General features: G+C 73.0%; 15 protein-coding genes and 2 pseudogenes. 8 read left to right on the forward strand and 9 right to left on the reverse strand.

Going from position 1 to position 16,368, the window contains the following annotated elements:
* Positions 1–87 precede the first annotated feature (87 nt).
* The 7 genes and pseudogenes from ACIA5A_RS25560 to ACIA5A_RS25590 form a co-directional block, all read right to left on the reverse strand.
* The gene (locus tag ACIA5A_RS25560) at positions 88–711 is read right to left on the reverse strand and encodes a DedA family protein (protein WP_396766986.1); all 624 of its coding nucleotides are present in this window, start codon (positions 709–711) and stop codon (positions 88–90) included.
* 24 nt (positions 712–735) lie between these two features.
* Positions 736–2,108 (reverse strand): annotated as a pseudogene (locus tag ACIA5A_RS25565) (adenylosuccinate synthetase).
* Positions 2,105–3,064, reverse strand: coding sequence for a hypothetical protein (locus ACIA5A_RS25570; protein ID WP_396766987.1), 960 nt, complete (start codon positions 3,062–3,064; stop codon positions 2,105–2,107). Before ACIA5A_RS25570 ends, ACIA5A_RS25565 begins: the two are co-directional and overlap by 4 nt.
* A gap of 10 nt (positions 3,065–3,074) precedes the next feature.
* Positions 3,075–3,761 carry a serine/threonine protein kinase gene (locus tag ACIA5A_RS25575; protein ID WP_396766988.1) on the reverse strand — a complete coding sequence of 229 codons (687 nt, stop codon included), beginning with the start codon at positions 3,759–3,761 and terminating at the stop codon, positions 3,075–3,077.
* Positions 3,762–3,823: 62 nt separating this feature from the next.
* Positions 3,824–4,561 (reverse strand): NUDIX domain-containing protein, encoded by a 738-nt coding sequence (locus ACIA5A_RS25580; protein ID WP_396766989.1) that lies wholly within the window; start codon positions 4,559–4,561, stop codon positions 3,824–3,826.
* Between the two features lie 84 nt (positions 4,562–4,645).
* Positions 4,646–5,704, reverse strand: a complete 1,059-nt coding sequence (locus ACIA5A_RS25585; RefSeq protein ID WP_396766990.1) for a MaoC/PaaZ C-terminal domain-containing protein — start codon at positions 5,702–5,704, stop codon at positions 4,646–4,648.
* Positions 5,704–7,059, reverse strand: a complete 1,356-nt coding sequence (locus ACIA5A_RS25590; RefSeq protein ID WP_396766991.1) for a 3-oxoacyl-ACP reductase — start codon at positions 7,057–7,059, stop codon at positions 5,704–5,706. The genes ACIA5A_RS25585 and ACIA5A_RS25590 overlap by 1 nt, the downstream gene beginning before the upstream one ends.
* A 54-nt stretch (positions 7,060–7,113) precedes the next feature.
* Here ACIA5A_RS25590 and ACIA5A_RS25595 point away from each other — a divergent pair, with 54 nt between their 5' ends.
* The 6 genes from ACIA5A_RS25595 (at position 7,114) to purB (ending at position 13,601) form a co-directional block, all read left to right on the forward strand.
* Positions 7,114–8,406, forward strand: a complete 1,293-nt coding sequence (locus tag ACIA5A_RS25595; RefSeq protein ID WP_396766992.1) for an acetyl-CoA C-acetyltransferase — start codon at positions 7,114–7,116, stop codon at positions 8,404–8,406.
* 100 nt (positions 8,407–8,506) lie between these two features.
* On the forward strand, positions 8,507–9,334 hold the full coding sequence (locus tag ACIA5A_RS25600; RefSeq protein WP_396766993.1) for a TNT domain-containing protein: 828 nt from the start codon (positions 8,507–8,509) through the stop codon (positions 9,332–9,334).
* Between the two features lie 18 nt (positions 9,335–9,352).
* Positions 9,353–9,598 carry a hypothetical protein gene (locus ACIA5A_RS25605; RefSeq protein WP_396766994.1) on the forward strand — a complete coding sequence of 82 codons (246 nt, stop codon included), beginning with the start codon at positions 9,353–9,355 and terminating at the stop codon, positions 9,596–9,598.
* Positions 9,599–9,659: 61 nt separating this feature from the next.
* Complete coding sequence (locus ACIA5A_RS25610; protein ID WP_396766995.1) at positions 9,660–10,175, forward strand: SigE family RNA polymerase sigma factor; 516 nt, start codon at positions 9,660–9,662, stop codon at positions 10,173–10,175.
* Positions 10,172–12,088: a hypothetical protein gene (locus ACIA5A_RS25615; RefSeq protein WP_396766996.1), complete on the forward strand. Its 1,917-nt coding sequence runs from the start codon at positions 10,172–10,174 to the stop codon at positions 12,086–12,088. The genes ACIA5A_RS25610 and ACIA5A_RS25615 overlap by 4 nt, the downstream gene beginning before the upstream one ends.
* A 79-nt stretch (positions 12,089–12,167) precedes the next feature.
* Positions 12,168–13,601 (forward strand): adenylosuccinate lyase, encoded by a 1,434-nt coding sequence (gene purB, locus ACIA5A_RS25620; RefSeq protein ID WP_396766997.1) that lies wholly within the window; start codon positions 12,168–12,170, stop codon positions 13,599–13,601.
* Positions 13,602–13,681: 80 nt separating this feature from the next.
* Here the strand turns inward: purB and ACIA5A_RS25625 are convergent.
* Together ACIA5A_RS25625 and ACIA5A_RS25630 are read right to left on the reverse strand one after the other, a co-directional pair.
* Positions 13,682–14,275, reverse strand: a pseudogene (locus ACIA5A_RS25625) (YbjQ family protein).
* Positions 14,272–14,955 carry a S1 family peptidase gene (locus ACIA5A_RS25630; RefSeq protein WP_396766998.1) on the reverse strand — a complete coding sequence of 228 codons (684 nt, stop codon included), beginning with the start codon at positions 14,953–14,955 and terminating at the stop codon, positions 14,272–14,274. The pseudogene ACIA5A_RS25625 and the gene ACIA5A_RS25630 overlap by 4 nt, the downstream one beginning before the upstream one ends.
* 467 nt (positions 14,956–15,422) lie before the next feature.
* Here ACIA5A_RS25630 and purS point away from each other — a divergent pair, with 467 nt between their 5' ends.
* The gene (purS, locus tag ACIA5A_RS25635; protein WP_396766999.1) at positions 15,423–15,683 is read left to right on the forward strand and encodes a phosphoribosylformylglycinamidine synthase subunit PurS; all 261 of its coding nucleotides are present in this window, start codon (positions 15,423–15,425) and stop codon (positions 15,681–15,683) included.
* Positions 15,680–16,363: a phosphoribosylformylglycinamidine synthase subunit PurQ gene (gene purQ / locus ACIA5A_RS25640; protein ID WP_396767000.1), complete on the forward strand. Its 684-nt coding sequence runs from the start codon at positions 15,680–15,682 to the stop codon at positions 16,361–16,363. The genes purS and purQ overlap by 4 nt, the downstream gene beginning before the upstream one ends.
* Positions 16,364–16,368 lie beyond the last annotated feature (5 nt).

A 16,368-nucleotide genomic window follows, 5' to 3' on the forward strand; every position in this document is an offset into this window, starting at 1 on the left:
ACGGCGGCTGCTCACCCCTCCTCACGTTCAGACGAAACGACCCTCACGTCCAGTCGGTTACGCCCAACATCATTAAGTTAGGACCTCTTAACACCCCCGCCGCGCGGCGGCCCGGGAGCGCGCCCGGCGACGGGCCCAGCGGGCGGCCTCGAACAGCCCGGTGACCGCCAGCGAGATGCCGACACCGGCGAGCAGGCCGGTGACCGGGTTGTGCTCGAAGGCCAGGCCGCCGAAACAGCCGAGCAACCCGCAGTAGATCCCCCAGGTGCCGCAGGCCAGCGCGTCGTACACCAGGAACGAGCGCAGCGGATAGCGGACCGCGCCCATGGTGAGCGTGACCGCGGTCCGGCCGCCGGGGACGTAGCGGGCGGTGGTCAGGATCATCCCGCCCCGCCTGTCGACGGCCCGGCGGGCCCAGTCGGAGCTCGCCCGCCGCCGGCTGTCGGCGGGCAGCCGGGCCAGCCGGTGCGCGCCGCCGCCGCGCCCGATGGCGTACGAGACGTGGTCGCCGATCAGCGCGCCGAGCGCGGCGGTCACGATCACCGCCACCAGGTTCGGTTCGCCGCTCGCCGCGAAGACTCCGGCGGTGATCACCACGGTCTCGCCGGGTATCGCCGGGAAGAACGCGTCGACGGCGGTGACCGCGATGATCACCAGGTACACCCACGGTGAGGTCACCGTCTGGTGCAGCAGGTCGAGCACGTCCCCCATGCCCCCATGCTCGACGCTGGGGTGTTAAGCGGGGGCCCTTCCTATACAAAAAGCGTTAACAAGGGGCCCCTCCTTCTCCTCGGCGGTGGGGCCGCGCGAGGTGAGCAGCACGCGCGCGCCCAGCGCCCCCTCCACCGCCGCCACCCAGTCGCCCGGCACCGACTCCAGCACCGGCCGCGCGAGCATCAGCCGCTCGGTCAACGCCGCCTGCCGCTCCAGGTCACCGGCCGGCCCGGGATCGAGCCGGTCGACGCCACCGACGTAACGACGACACATCCGCAGTCGAGGCCCGGCCAGGTCGAGGTGGGTGAGCGCCAACCCGTCCACCCCGCCGGCCACCTCCAGCGCGTACCGGTGGGCCACCGCGTCGAAGTGCCCGAACCGGAAACCGCCCTGCCAGGGATTGGTGGGGTTGCGCGGGTCGGTGAACGGCAGCGTCGGGTCCTCGGTGACCAGCGGCCCGGGGCCGTGCCGGGTGGTGGTCACCCGCAGCACCCCGAGCCGCTGGGCGGTGCCGGCCATCCCGGCCTCGGCGAGCAGCGTCTCGGCGTTGGCGAACGTCGTGGTGCTCCAGGTGGTGTACGGGTGGAAGCCGTGCCACTCGTCCAGCAGCACCCCCTGGGCGCCCTCGAAGACGCAGGTGCCCGCGCGCAGCGCGCCGGCCAGCCAGCTCCGGTCGACGATCGTCACCCGGTCGGCGAACGCCGCGTACGCCGGCAGGCAGTCGGCGACCGGCGGCGCGTCCAGCGGCCCGAGTTCCGCGGTGAGCCGGTCGCGCAGCGCGGCGAGCCGGCGGCGCAGCACCGCCGGCTCGCGGCAGTCGGCCACCCGGGGCGCCTCGTCGGGGGGGGGGGGGGGCGGGCCCCCCCGCCCCCCCCCCCCCCCCCCCCCGCCGCGCCGGGCCGCGCCCCCCGCCCGGGCGCGGCCGCCGCCCCCCCGGGGCCCCGGGGGGGGGGGTGCCCCGCGGCCGCCCCCCCGCCCCCCCCCACCCCCAGCCCGCAGGAGCCGTGCCGGTCGGCTCCCCGGGCGGTCTCCCGGGCCCGGTTGGCGGCCCGGTGGTAGGGAGTGGCCAGCAGCGCCTCCCCGTCCACGGTCAACCGGTCGAGCGCGTCGGGCACCCCGACCGACGCGAGGTGGTCGGCCTCGGCGGCCAGCGCCAGCGGGTCCACCACCACGTGCCGTGCCAGGTGGGTCCGCACGCCGGGGCGGAACGTGCCGGCCCCGAACTGGGCGAACGTGTGCGCCCGCCCGTCGCGCAGGACGACGTTGTGCGCCGCCTGCGCGCCCCCGTTGAAACGCACCACCGTGTGCACCGGGCGGGTGGCGCAGAGCGCGTCGACGACAGTGCCCTTGCCCGCGTCGCCGTAGCCGAGGTCGACCACCATCACGTGGTTCACAGCCGGGTGACCCCGCTCCCGCCGTCGGTGGGGGTGAACGGCAGCGCCGCCACCGCCCGCCGGCCGCCGCCGAGTGAGGCGAGCGCCCGGGAGACGGTACGGGTGGCGGTCGAGCCGGCCCGGTCCAGGTCGTCCAGGCCGGCGTCGAGGTCGATGGCCTGTTCGCCGAGGCCGACGGTGAGCGCGATGGTCTCGCAGACCGCGTCCAGGTCGTCCAGCTCGACCGCATTCTGCCCGAGCAGGCCGCGCCAGAAGTCGAGCACCTTGCGGTTGCCGGCGTAGTGGCTGCCGGCGGGGAGCAGGTGGTAGGTGTCCCAGCGGGCGGTCACCTCGTCCACGACCTGCCGGATCGGCAGGTCCTCGGCGGGGCCGCCGCCGATCCACCGGGTCACCTCGCGGGCCTTCAACCGGGGGTACGCCAGCTCGTCGCCGATGACGAACAGGTAGCCGCGCCGGCCCCGCTTCTCCCAACTGTCGGTGACCGTGTGCCGCGCCATGAAGTGCAACGCCAGCTCGTACGACTCCATCATCTGCCCGCCCCCGCCGCCTTCGAGCACGATCCGGCCGAGGTCGTCGTCCATCCGGTTGTCGGACTCGAACTGCCCGATCTGCAGCGGCACCCGGTCGCAGGTGGCGTCGCCGATCGCGCCGAACATGACCTGCGGGTCGCGGGCGTACCCCTGGCGCTGTAGCAGGCCGAGCAGTTGCGGCAGCTTGCGCTGGAGCACCCGGGGCACGTGGCCCATGGAGCCGGTGACGTCGAAGAGCACCGCGATCGGCGTGGACTGCGGGTGTTCGGCGGAGTCGCGGCTCTCCCGCGTCGCGTCGCGCGGGTCGAGCGCGGGGTGCACGGTGCGGGCCCCGCTGTCGCTGTAGGAGAACGCGCTCCTGCCGCTTCGGCGCCGGTAGCGGTCGGCGGCGTCGTACACGTCGGTGGACCAGATTCCGCTGCCCATGGCAGCCTCCCTAGGGGTTGAGGGTGAAGGGTCGGAAGGTGCGCGGCCCGTAGAGCCGTTCCAGCACCTCGTCGAGTTCGCGCAGCAGCCGCCAGGCGTCGTCGGGCCGGGCGGACAGTGCGGGTTGCCGGCAGCCGTCGGCGAAGGCGCGCAGCTCGCGGGGCGCACGGTCGGCCATCAGCCAGGTCATGCAGCTCGCGGCCAGCGCGATGTCGGTGCCCGGGCCGCAGGGCCGCCTGGCGGTGACCTCCGGCGGATACCAGTCGGCCAGCTCGGTGACGAGCGCCGGCGCCAGTCCGCCCGGTTCGGTCGAGAAGCACCAGTCGACGAGCACCAGGCCGTGTGCGTCCGGCTCGATCAACACGTTGCGGGGCAGGACCGCGCCGTGCACCACGCCGGCCCGGTGGGCCAGGCCGAGCGCGACCAGCAGCCGCCGCCACATCCAGGCCGCGTCGCGCGGGTCGACCCCGCCCGGGTACGCGCGGCGCACGTCGTCCAGGCTGTGCAGCCCGGGTACGGTCTCCAGCACGTTGACCAGCAGTTGCGCGCCGGTGGACGGGTCGCGCGCCGGGTAGGAGTCGACGAGCCGGGGCACGTACGCCAGGTGGCGCGGATCCCCCCGCTCCGCGATCCGCCGGAGAGCCCGCGCCTCGCGTGCCATCAGGTCGTTGTCGCTCGGGTGCCGCGGTGCCTTCATCTGTCGGTGAGAAGGGGCACCCTCTCTACCGGAGGCGTTAACAGGGGGCCCTTCCTTAACCCTCATCGGAGGGTCCGGAGCAGGGCGGGGTGGAGGAGACGGGCGGTGCCGGGGCGGTAGAGCTTGGCGCGTGGGCCGCCCCGGGCGCCGCCGCGTTCGGTGCTGGCGCCGGTGCCCTCCACGAAGCCCGGCACGGAGAGCACCTTGCGGTGGAAGTTGCCGGCGTGCAGCGGTTCGCCCCAGACCGTCTCGTAGACCGCCCGCAGCTCGGTGACGGTGAACTCGGGGGCGAGGAACCGGGTGGCCAGCGGCGTGTACTCCAGTTTGGAGCGGGCCCGCTCCAGGCCGTCCTCGATGATCCGGCCGTGGTCGAAGGCGAGCTGCCGGTTGGGCAGCGCGGTGACCGGCAGCCAGGTCGCGTCGGCGGCGTCGGTGTCGGCGACCGGGTCGGGCAGGTCGGGGGCGAACGCCAGGTGCGCGATCGACACCACCCGCATGCGTGGGTCCCGGTCGGGGTCGCCGTAGCTGCCGAGCTGTTCCAGGTGCACGCGGTCCAGCCGCTCGCCGCCGAGCCCGGTCTCCTCGGCCAGCTCGCGCCGGGCGCCGGCCAGCAGGTCCTCGTCCGGCCGGACGAAGCCGCCGGGCAGCGCCCAGTGCCCCTCGTAGGGCGGCGCGCCGCGTCGGATCAGCAGCAGGTGCAGCGCGCCCTCGCGGATGGTCAGCGCCACCACGTCGACGGTGACGGCGACCGCCGGGTAGTCCCGGGGGTCGTACCCGGCGAGGAAGTCCTGCTCGTTCACGGCGCTCACTCTCTCAAGTTGAGAACAACTCAATCTGAGAACAACCTAGCGCACGAAAGCGGGGACGCCAAGCCCCCACTTTCCTCAGCGGACGGTGCCGACCAGATGCGGCCGGCCGTCCCGGTCGCCGTGCAGCGCGAAGTCCCAGCCGTCGCCAGAGGTCGTGGCGCTGAAGGCCACCGTGGACGGCAAGGCCACCGGCAACTTGAACGTCACGTCCACGGTGTACGCGTCCGGCAGCCGGCTCTCCAGCGCGGCCAGGCAGCGCGCCTTGCTCCACATGCCGTGTGCGATCGGGCGGGGGAAGCCGAACAGCCGCGCGCCCAGCCTGGACGTGTGGATCGGGTTGTGGTCGCCGGAGACGCGCGCGTAGTCCGTACCGACGCGCGGCGTCACCCGCCACCGTGCGGAGGCGGCCGGCGGCGCGGGCCGGTCACCCGGGTCGCGCCGCGGACCGCCGCCGGCCGCGCGCTCCTTCCCGAGGTACGTCGACACGCCCCACCACACCTCCTCGCCGCCGACCGAGCCGACAAGCACCACGTCGAGCTGTCGGCCCCGCTCGTGCGGGCGCAGGTTCTCCGCGTAGGTGCGGAAGTCGACGCTCTCGCCGACCCGCACCGCCCGGCGCACGGTGATCCGGTTGGCTACGTGCACCACGCCGGTGAGCGGGACGGGGAAGTCGGCGGCGGTCATCAGCCGCAGCGACAGCGGGAACCCGAGCACGTGCAGGTAGGTCGCCGGCAGCCGGTCGGCCAGCCGGAACCCGCACACCCGGTCGTAGTCGGCCAGGTGCCCCGGGTCGACGCGGACCCCGGAGACGCCCAGCTCCACGGCCGGCAACTCCCGCCCCCGTCGCCGCCCGCCGCCCGGCAGCGCCCCGAGCAGCGCCCGCCGGTACAGCCCTCCCGCCGCCGGCAGCCCGTCCACCTCCACCAACTCCCGCCCGCCCGACCCCTCACCGCGTCGATCATGAGGTTGGCGGTCTTGTGGATCTCCAGAAGTGCCGTCAACTTCATGATCGATCGGGTGGGGTGGGGCCAGCGCCGCCCGGGCCGAGGTGAGGTCCTGGGTGCGGCCCTCGATCAGGTCGTGCAACGACAGCTCCTCGGCCGGCTCCTCCGGCCGCTGCTTGCGCCGCGCCATCACGCCCCCAGCAGGCTCTGGCCGCAGACCCGGACCATGTTGCCGCTGACCGCGCCGGACGCCGGCCAGGAGAGCCAGCCGATCGTCTCGGCCACGTCCACCGGCAGGCCGCCCTGGGCCATGCTGTTCATCCGCCGGCCCGCCTCGCGCAGCGTCAACGGGATGCGCGCGGTCAGCCGGGTCTCGATGAAGCCGGGCGCGACCGCGTTCAGGCTGATCCCGCGCTCGCGCAGCACCGGCGACAGCGAGTCGACCAGCCCGATCACGCCGGCCTTGCTCGTCGCGTAGTTGGTCTGCCCCCGGTTGCCGGCGATCCCGGCGATCGAGGAGACCGACACGATCCGCCCGCCGGCCGGGATCAGGTCGCGCTCCAGCAGTACGTCGTTGATGCGCTCCTGGCTGGACAGGTTGACGTCGATCACCGAGTCCCACCGGTCGGCGTCCATCCGGCCGAGCGTCTTGTCCCGGGTGATGCCGGCGTTGTGCACCACCACGTCGACCCGGCCGTGCCGGGACGCCAGGTGCTCGGCCAGCCGGGTCGGCGCGTCCGGCGCGGTCAGGTCGAGCTGCACCGCGCTGCCGCCGATCTCGTTGGCCACCGCGGCCAGCTCGTCCCCGGCCGCCGGGATGTCCAGCGCCACCACCTGCGCGCCGTCCCGGGCCAGCACCTTGGCCAGCGCCGCGCCGATGCCCCGGGCCGCGCCGGTCACCAGCACCACCTGGCCGTCCAGCGGGCGGTCCCAGTCGGCCGGCGCGACGGCGGTGCCGGCGCCGACCCGGACGACCTGGCCCGAGACGTACGCGGAGCGGCCGGAGAGCAGGAAGCGCAAGGTGGACTCCAGGCTCACCGGGGTGCCGGCGTCCCCGTCACGGGTGACGTACACCAGTTGGGCGGTGACGCCCCGGCCGAACTCCTTGCCGATGCTGCGGGTCAGCCCCTCCAGGGCGCGCTGGGCGGTCGCCTCGCGGGGCGAGCCGCACTCGGCCGGCGGCGTGCCCAGCACGATCACCCGGCCGCTGGGCAGCAGCGAGCGGGCCTGCGGGTGGAAGAAGTCGTAGAGCTGGCGCAGCCCGGTCGAGTCGGTGACGCCGCTGGCGTCGTACACCAGGGCCGCGAAGCGGCTGTCGCCGGTCGCGGCGGCCGGGTCGACGAGCTCGACCCCGGCGGCGGTCAGGATCTTGCCGGCCGGCTCGGCCAGCCGGCCGCCGGACGACGCGCCGAGCAGGACCGGCCCGGGAACGAGCGGGTCGCCCGGCGTGTGCCGGCGCAGTCGGGGCGGGTCGGGCAGGCCGAGGCGCTTGACCAGCGCGCGACCGGCCCCCGTCTGGACGAAGCTCGCGTACCTGTCGGTCATAGGCGTAGCCTACTGGCGAGTAGGGTTCGGGCAACAGCTACCAGGAGGCTGATCGTGCAGAGTGTCCGGCGGGTCGCGGTCATCGGCGGCAACCGCATCCCCTTCGCCCGGTCCAACTCGCGCTACGCGCACGCGTCCAACGCGGACATGCTCGGCGCGGCGCTCGACGGTCTGGTCGCCCGCTTCGGGCTGGCCGGCGAGCGGGTCGGCGAGGTGGTGGCCGGCGCCGTGCTCAAGCACTCGCGCGACTTCAACCTCACCCGCGAGGTGGTGCTCGGCTCCCGGCTCGACCCGCACACCCCGGCGTACGACATCCAGCAGGCCTGCGGCACCGGGCTGGAGGCCGCCATCCTGGTCGCCAACAAGATCGCCCTCGGGCAGATCGAGGTGGGCATCGCCGGTGGCGTGGACACCACCTCGGACGCGCCGCTGGCCGTCAACGAGGACATGCGCCGCACGTTGATCCAGCTCAACTCCGCCCGGACCCTCGGCGCGCGACTCAAGGTGGCGACGAAGCTGCGCCCGCTCCAGCCGTTCAAGCCGGAGATCCCGCGCAACGCCGAGCCGCGCACCGGGCTGTCGATGGGCGACCACGCGGCGGTGACCGCGCTGCGCTGGGACGTCGACCGGGCGGCCCAGGACGAGTTGGCGCTCCGCTCGCACCAGCGCCTCGCGGCCGCGTACGACAAGGGGTTCTTCGACGACCTGATGACCCCCTACCTCGGTCTCACCCGCGACCAGAACCTCCGGCCGGACACCTCGCCGGAGAAGCTCGGCTCGCTCAAGCCGGTCTTCGGCACCAGGGGTCCGGACGCCGAGCGGGCCACCATGACCGCCGGCAACTCCTCGCCGCTCACCGACGGCGCGTCGACGGTGCTGCTCGCCTCCGAGGAGTGGGCCCGGGCGCACAGCCTGCCGGTGCTGGCCTGGTTCTCCTGGTCCGAGACGGCAGCCGTCGACTTCGTGCACGGCGACGAGGGGCTGCTGATGGCGCCCGCCTACGCGGTGCCGCGGATGCTGGCCCGGGCCGGGCTCAAGCTCCAGGACTTCGACTTCTACGAGATCCACGAGGCGTTCGCCTCGCAGGTGCTGGCGACGTTGGCGGCCTGGGAGTCGCCCGAGTTCTGCGCCGAGCGGCTCGGCCTGGACGCGCCGCTCGGGTCGATCGACCGGGACAAGCTCAACGTCAACGGCTCGTCGCTGGCCGCCGGGCACCCGTTCGCGGCCACCGGCGGCCGGATCGTCGCCACGCTGGCCAAGCTGCTCGACGCCAAGGGGAGCGGTCGCGGCCTGATCTCCATCTGCGCGGCCGGCGGGCAGGGCGTGACCGCGATCCTGGAGCGCTGACGCCACAGTCGCCCGATGGGTGGCAAAGAGGACCAAACCTCACATTAGCCGTGAATGAACCTCACGATGGGGGCAACTCCTCCTTATCGGGAGGTTGAACGTGAAAACTCGTCGTTGGTTGTTGGCCGCCCTCTCCGGCGCGGCCCTGACGCTGGCACCCGGGCCGGCGCTGTCCGCCTTCGGGCCCTCGGCGGCGCTGGCCCAGACCACCACGGTGGTCGACGAACGGGCTGCCGGGGTCACCACACCGGCCGTCCCGCAACCCGGCCCGGTCAGCCCCGGCCTCTGCACGCCCGGGCTGCCGCCGACCGCCCCGCAGACCACCCAGTTCTACGACAACAACCGGCTGCTGGGGCCGCTCAACCTGCCCACCGCCTCGCCGGTCGGGCCGCTGCTCGCCGGCTACCAGCGGCTCGGCGCGCAGACCGAGACCGAATGGCTGAAGAACTGGACCAGCGGACCGACCACCCTGCTCTTCCCGCCGGAGGACGGCTTCGTGCTGGACCCGCACGGCGCGCCGATCAAGGCCCGGCAGGTCCTGCTGCCCGGCTACCGGATCGACCGCTTCGGCAACCCGACCGGCGCGTTCCTGGCACCGCTCGGCACCCCGTTCAGCTCGCGCTCGCTGGCGCCGCAGAGCCTGAACACCCCGCCGACGCCGCCGGCCACCACGCCGCTCGCGCCGCTGGCCAACTACCACACGTACTGCGTGGTCAAGCCGTTCCCGGTGGACTCCGGGCCGATCGCGCCCTGGTTCGCCCAGCCCGGCATGGGCACCCAGTTCGAGCTGAACCAGGCCTACTTCCCGCAGGCGTCGGACCCGGTGAACGTGCAGTGGCTGCTCGACCACGGTTTCCTCGTCGAGGAATACCTGGACGGCCTCTGCACCGACCCGACCGGGTGGGCGCAGTCGTCGCAGATCTGCTGAACCGATCGGAGGTCGGGCGTGGACCGGTACGAGTTGCGCACCGCGCTACTGGCCGCGGGGGTGTCACCCGACGCCTTCCAGTTGGCGGACGCGCACGAGCACCAACCGGTCCCGCCCGACTTCTGGTTCCTCCGGCGCGGCGCCGGCGGCTGGGAGATCGGGCCCTACGAACGAGGCCGGTACAAGCTGTGGCGGTGGTACGCCACCGAGGCGGAGGCGACCGCAGCCCTGTTCCACATCCTGGCCGAGCACTCGACGTCGTGAGCAACCCGGACGCGAGCCTGCTCCGTCACCTGGACATGAGGCGAACGAGAGGCCCCGGCACGTGACCCGGGCCGAGGAAGACGAGTACCGGCAGTTCGTCGCCGTCCGGCTGGAGTCGCTGCGCCGCACCGCGTACCTGCTCTGCCGTGACTGGCACACCGCCGACGACCTGGTCTCCATCACCATCGGCAAGCTCTACCGGCACTGGCGCCGGGTACGCGCGGCGGAGAACGTCGACGCGTACGTGCGGGGGATGCTCACCAACGCGTGGCTGGACGAGCGGCGGCGGCCCTGGCGGCGCGAGCAGAGCACCGACGAGGTGCCGGAGACGGCCGACCTGGTCCTGCCCGAGCCCACCCTGGCCGAGCGCGACATGCTGCTCGCGCTCCTCGGCCAACTGCCGCCCCGGCGGCGGGCCGTGCTGGTGCTCCGCTACTACTGCGACCTGTCCGTGGACGAGACCGCCCACATCCTCGGCATCAGCGCCGGCACGGTGAAGAGCCAGGCGGCCCGGGGCCTGGAGGCGTTGCGCCTGCTACTGACCGGTATCCCGTCGACCCGGGGGGAGCTGTCATGACGTACCGGCAGTTGTTCGACGACCTGATCGGTGAGCCGCCGGTCTCCACGGTGGACGTGGAGCGGGTGATCGGCGGGCAGCGCCGGGCCCGCCGGTTGCGGATCGGCGCGGGCGCCACGGCGGTCGCCGCGGTGGTGGCCGCGGTGCTGGTCGGCACCACCTCGCTCATCGGCAAGCCGCACGCCCAGCCGGCCAAGCCGGCGCCAGCCGTCACGACGACCCCAGGTACGGACCAGGACCTGGACCGGATCGACGCCGCTGTGGTGGCGGCGCTGACCCGCGCGGAGCCGCGTCTCGCCTGGGCGGTGAAGGGCGGACCGGTGATCGACACGCCGAACTGGGCCTCCGATCTGCTCGACCGGAACGGCACTCCGGACTACCAGGGCGGCGGCACCTTCCGGGTTGCCGGTGCGGATCTGAGCGCGGAGCTCCAGATCATCCGGGACGGTGCGCGGATCTGGGCGGAGGACACGAAGAGCGGCTGCTACCGGACCGCCATCGAATGCGGCGAGCGGACCGGGCCGGACGGGGACAAGATCAGGTACAGCAGCTCGGTCCGGGAGCAAGAGGTGCCACCGCAACTCCGAGACCGGATCGAGAGCCATTCGGAGATCGTCAGGGCGACGGCGCTGCGCCGGGACGGCGTGCTGGTAGAGCTGTCGATCCAGACTCTGAGCGCCGAGGCCCGGATGCCGCTCACCGCCGAACAGGTGATCCCGGTGGTGCTGGATCGCGCCGTCGCGCCCGCGCCGATTCCCTCCCCGTCGCCGACGCGCGCCTCCACCGTCACGACCGTCGCCGGTACGCCCGAGGACGCGAAGCGCCTCGATGAGGCGCTGACCGCCGCGCTGCGCCGGCAAGCGGACGGCTTCACCTGGATGACCGGGTGGGGTGGTGCGGACAGTCCGAACCCGGTCGGCTCCGAACCCAATGGCCGGTTGGTCCTGGACACTCCGGTGTTCACGTACGCCACCTTCCGGTTCGGTGCCCGGGCCGGGCAGATCACCCTTCGCCTGGTGCGTGACGGCGAGGCCGCCTGGGCGGCCGCCCCGCCCTGTCCCACCGCCGGTCTCGCTGCCCGCCATTGCACGGTGAGCGACACGCCGGACGGCCAGCGGGTGCGAGCCCGACGCCTGCTCACCGGTTTCGGCCCGCGCGCCGATGGGGCCCGTCCGACCCTGAGCAACAATTACGTGGTCGAGTCGCTGCGCCCAGACGGCACGCTGGTCCGCCTGTACCTGGTCCAGGACAAGCCGGCGCTCACGCTGGCCCAGGCGACCGAGGTGGCTCGGGATCCGGCGCTCGTCCTCGCCCCACGGCCGCCGGCGGGGACCGCCACGGCCCGGCTCAACGGTCCACCCGTTTGGGATTTCGACGGCGCGGTGCAGGACGGCGCGTCGGCAGCCCTCGACGCCGTCTCCCCGGAGGGGACGATCTATCTGCTGCTCTCTGGCGGGGGCGGCGGCGGAAAGGGCGCCGGTCACCTCTCGTTCAGCTTCCTGGTGGAGCGAGCCGGGTTGACCGGCGACGGGGAGATCATCGTGGAGCGCCGCGCGGCGATGCAGGTGAACTGCGCCACGGTGCGCGCCCTCCCGCCCGCCCTACACGCCAATCACGCGCACGACGGTGAGTGCACCGAGTCGACCCGAGACGGCAACCGGGTCGTCTCGATCGTCTCCCGGTCGGCCGGGACGGTGGTCTACGACGTGTTCGTCCAGCGGCCCGACCGGGGCATGGTCGAGGTGGTGCTCGACAACCGGCCCAACACCGGAGCCAAAACCGACATGCCGACGGACGGGAACCTCGGGTCCCGGTGGCCGAAGGGCGTCCGGGGCGGCGCCACCCCGCCGCTCACCGTCGACCAGGTCACGGCGTTGGCCGCCCACCCGGACCTGCTCAACCTGCTGCCCTGAATCGGCGGGTCGGGCATCCCGCGCCGGGGGTGTCCGACCCGCGCGGGCCGACGATGGTCCCGCCCGGCCGTACGGGAGAATGGGCGCCGTGACGACGATCCCGAACGTGCTCGCCAACCGGTACGCCTCGCCCAAGCTGGTCGCCCTCTGGTCACCGGAGGAGAAGGTCCGGATGGAGCGCCGGCTCTGGCTGGCCGTGCTCCGGGCCCAGCGTGACCTCGGCGTGCCGGTGCCGGACGGGGTGGTCGAGGCGTACGAGCGGGTGGTCGATGACGTCGACCTGGCCTCGATCGCGGCCCGGGAGCGGGTCACCCGGCACGACGTGAAGGCGCGGATCGAGGAGTTCAGCGCGCTCGCCGGGCACGAGCACGTGCACAAGGGGATGACCTCCCGGGACCTGACCGAGAACGTGGAGCAGCTCCAGGTCCGGGCGTCGCTGGAGCTGATCCGGGACCGGGTGGTCGCCACGCTGGCCCGGCTGGCCTGGCACGCGGGCGAGTACTCGCCGCTGGTGATGACCGGCCGGTCGCACAACGTGGCGGCGCAGGCCACCACGCTGGGCAAGCGCTTCGCGTCGGCGGCCGAGGAGCTGCTGATCGCGTACGAGCGGCTGGAGGACCTGATCGGCCGCTACCCGCTGCGCGGGATCAAGGGTCCGGTGGGCACCGCGGCCGACCAGCTCGACCTCTTCGACGGCGACGCCGGGAAGGTCGCCGAGCTGGAGCGCCGGGTGGCCGAGCACCTCGGTTTCGCCCGGGTGCTGGACAGCGTTGGCCAGGTCTATCCGCGCTCGCTCGACTTCGACGTGCTCGCCGCGCTCGCCCAGGTGGCCGCCGCGCCGTCGTCGCTGGCCACCACGATCCGCCTGATGGTCGGTCAGGAGCTGGTCACCGAGGGCTTCAAGCCGGGTCAGGTCGGGTCCAGCGCGATGCCGCACAAGATGAACACCCGTTCCTCGGAGCGGGTGAACGGCTTCGCGGTGATCATCCGGGGTTACCTGTCGATGGTCGGCGAGCTGGCCGGCGACCAGTGGAACGAGGGCGACGTCTCCTGCTCGGTGGTGCGTCGGGTGGCGCTGCCGGACGCGTTCTTCGCCGCCGACGGCCTGTTCCAGACGTTTCTCACCGTGCTTGACGAGTTCGGCCCGTACCCGGCGGTGATCAACCGGGAGCTGGAGCGCTTCCTGCCGTTCCTGGCCACCACGAAGATCCTGGTCGCCGCCGTGCGCCGGGGGGTCGGCCGGGAGGTGGCGCACGAGGTGATCAAGGAGCACGCGGTAGCCGTGGCGCTTGCCATGCGGGAGAAGGGCGCGGCCGAGAACGACCTGTTCGACCGCCTCGCCGCCGACGGCCGCCTGAACCTGACCCGCGCCGAGATCGACGCCCTGGTGGCCGACCGCAGCACCTTCACCGGCGCCGCCGACGACCAGGTGACCCGGGTCAACGTGCGCATCACCAGGATCGTCCAGTCCCACCCCGAGGCCGCCACCTACTCCCCACCCCCCATCCTCTGACCCTTCTCGTCGATCATGAAGTTGACGGCATGTTCGATCTCCATCGGTGCCGCCAACTTCATGGTCAACAGCGAGGGCGGTCAGGGGCCGGTGGGGGTCTCGGCGGCCGAACTCAGGTTGGGGGCGCTGGCCGGTTCGGCGATGCCGCCGGGAGCGCTGGCGATCTCCGGGTCGTGGGCGGTCTCGGCGGCGATCATCGGCTGGTCCGGGGGCATCACGTCGGGCGTCTTCGGCGCGACGATCACCGCGGTGCCGTAGGCGCAGATCTCCATCCACATCTCGCCGCAGTCGCGGCTGTCGAAGCGCATGCCGATCACCGCGTTCGCGCCGAGCCGCTGCGCCTCCTCGCCCAGGCGGGCGACCGAGTCGGTACGCCACCGGGTGAGGTTGTCCGGCGCCATCGGGTCGTAGGCGCCACCGCGCAGGTTCTTGACCCCCTCGCGGTACGGGTTGCGGGTCCTCGCCATCGAGGAGACCACTTCGCCGAGGATCTGGCGGATCTCGTAGCCGGGCAGTTGATCCGTCGTCACGACCAGCACGATTCCGATGCTGTCAGTCACCGGCGGAGCGGGTTCGGGTGCCGTGTGCACCTGATCGGATGCTGCGAAACGGCGCGGCGCGGACGGCCGGGCGACTCCCGACCCATCCGCGCCGCACCCGGTGGAAAGCGTCAGACACCGGCCACCGAGGTGATCCAGGACCGGTTGTACGCGACACTGCCGTAGTTCTGGATGCTGGAGCCGTCGGCGGTGGAGGCCACACCGACCTGCCGGCCGTTGTAGAACTCGGGGCCGCCCGAGTCGCCGCGCCAGGCGTTGCCGCTGATCCGGGTGCTCCGGATGGCCTGCCCGCCGTACGCGTCGGTGGCGCTGGTGCTGGTCACCCGGACGTCGGCGGTCTTGAGCTGGGGCGACGCGCCACAGCCGCTGTAGCAGGTCATGCCCCAGCCGTAGATCGAGTTGGTGGAGCCGACCGGCGGGTTGCTGCTGGCCAGCGACACGGTGGAGGTGCTGACCGTGCTGGAGAGCCGCAGCAGGGCCAGGTCGTTGCGCGTGTACGAGGCGCTCACGCTGCGGGTGACCCCGCCCGAGGCGTAGTAGACGCTGCCGACCCGGACCGACATGGTGCCGCTGACGCAGTGCCGGGCGGTGAGCACCCACTGGGACGCGATCACGCTGCCGGAGCAGGTGAACGAGCCGTTGCTGAAGACGGCCGCGGCCCAGGGCGCGGACGAGACGGTGTTCCCGCCGATGATCGGCTGCGGGCCGGCCGGTGCGGCGCCGGCGCCGGATGCGGTGGCCAGCACGCCGGCCAGCGTGGTGGTCAGCACGGCGAGCAGGGGACGGAGGCGCATGGTCGGGGCTCCTTCTGCGCGGACACCCGGGGTCGCCGGGTGGATCTTGGCCTGCCGGACGGGGTGGGCCGGCGGCGGACATCGATCAATGACATCGACATCTGACGATGCATGCTACGGGTGCGCCGGGTCGCGTCACAAGATGGGAATCGAGGTGCATCGATCATGTGAGGTGCGCCGCGCGGCGTGGCGGGGCGCTGTCGGAAACCGGTCCCGGACCCCGCCCGGCAGGGCAAAATGCCTGGTGAGACCCGTTGCGGGCGATAGGTGGCCGGCCTGTCGCGCAACGTTTACGTATCGACGCCGCAACGAACTCGCAACGGTCCCCGGCGTGCGCCGCAGCGGTCGCCGATCATCGCCCGAACTGGACCGGCCGGTGCGGGCGGGACGGCATCTGCCAGGTAGGCTGGCTGCGCTCGGCCGTTTGTGGGCCGGCACCCAACTGCGTACACAGTCAGGAGTGCCCAGTGCCTCGCGTCGTCGTCGACGTCATGCTCAAGCCCGAGATCCTCGATCCGCAGGGCCAGGCCGTCGCAAACGCGCTGCCCCGGCTCGGCGTCAGCGACGTCGCCTCGGTCCGGATCGGCAGGCGGATCGAGATCGAGTTCACCGGCGAACCGGACCTTGACCGGGCCCGCGAGATCGCCGACAAGCTGCTCGCCAACCCGGTCATCGAGGACTTCACCGTCCGGGTGGTCACCGACGAGACCGCGGGCGCGCACTCGTGACCGCCCGGGTCGGTGTGGTGACCTTCCCCGGCTCGCTCGACGACGGGGACGCGGCCCGCGCGGTGCGCATCGCCGGCGCCGAGCCGGTCCGGCTCTGGCACGGCGACCCGGACCTGCACGGGGTGGACGCCGTCGTCCTGCCCGGTGGCTTCTCCTACGGCGACTACCTGCGCTGCGGCGCCATCGCCCGGTTCGCCCCGGTGATGGAGACGGTCGTCGAGGCCGCCCGCGGCGGCCTGCCCGTGCTGGGCATCTGCAACGGTTTCCAGATCCTCTGCGAGGCCCACCTGTTGCCAGGGGCGCTCACCCGCAACCAGCACCTGCACTTCCGCAACCGCGACCAGGTCCTGCGGATCGAGGCCACCGGCACCGCCTGGACCAACGCGTTCCAGCCGGGCCAGGAGGTGCTGATCCCGGTCAAGAACGGCGAGGGCTGCTACGTCGCCGACCCGGCCACGCTGGACCGGCTGGAGGCCGAGGGTCGCGTCGTCGCCCGCTATCTGGGCGGCAACCCCAACGGGTCGCAGCGTGACATCGCCGCGATCACCAACGAGGCCGGCAACGTCGTCGGCATCATGCCGCACCCCGAGCACGCGGTGGAGGCGCTCACCGGCCCCTCCCTGGACGGCCTCGGCTTCTTCACCTCGGTGCTCAAGCACCTGGTGGGAGCGCCGGCGTGATCATG

It is taken from the genome of Micromonospora sp. NPDC051300 (genome assembly GCF_044455315.1).
Taxonomy (GTDB): domain Bacteria; phylum Actinomycetota; class Actinomycetes; order Mycobacteriales; family Micromonosporaceae; genus Micromonospora; species Micromonospora robiginosa.

Bases quoted from the DNA above. Each gene is read 5' to 3' on its own strand.
- ACIA5A_RS25560 (WP_396766986.1), bottom strand. From the start codon at position 711: ATGGGGGACGTGCTCGACCTGCTGCACCAGACGGTGACCTCACCGTGG.
- ACIA5A_RS25585 (WP_396766990.1), bottom strand. From the start codon at position 5,704: ATGGCGCGGCGCAAGCAGCGGCCGGAGGAGCCGGCCGAGGAGCTGTCG.
- ACIA5A_RS25630 (WP_396766998.1), bottom strand. From the start codon at position 14,955: ATGCGCCTCCGTCCCCTGCTCGCCGTGCTGACCACCACGCTGGCCGGC.
- ACIA5A_RS25575 (WP_396766988.1), bottom strand. From the start codon at position 3,761: ATGAAGGCACCGCGGCACCCGAGCGACAACGACCTGATGGCACGCGAG.
- ACIA5A_RS25615 (WP_396766996.1), top strand. From the start codon at position 10,172: ATGACGTACCGGCAGTTGTTCGACGACCTGATCGGTGAGCCGCCGGTC.
- ACIA5A_RS25570 (WP_396766987.1), bottom strand. From the start codon at position 3,064: ATGGGCAGCGGAATCTGGTCCACCGACGTGTACGACGCCGCCGACCGC.
- ACIA5A_RS25590 (WP_396766991.1), bottom strand. From the start codon at position 7,059: ATGACCGACAGGTACGCGAGCTTCGTCCAGACGGGGGCCGGTCGCGCG.
- purB (WP_396766997.1), top strand. From the start codon at position 12,168: ATGGGCGCCGTGACGACGATCCCGAACGTGCTCGCCAACCGGTACGCC.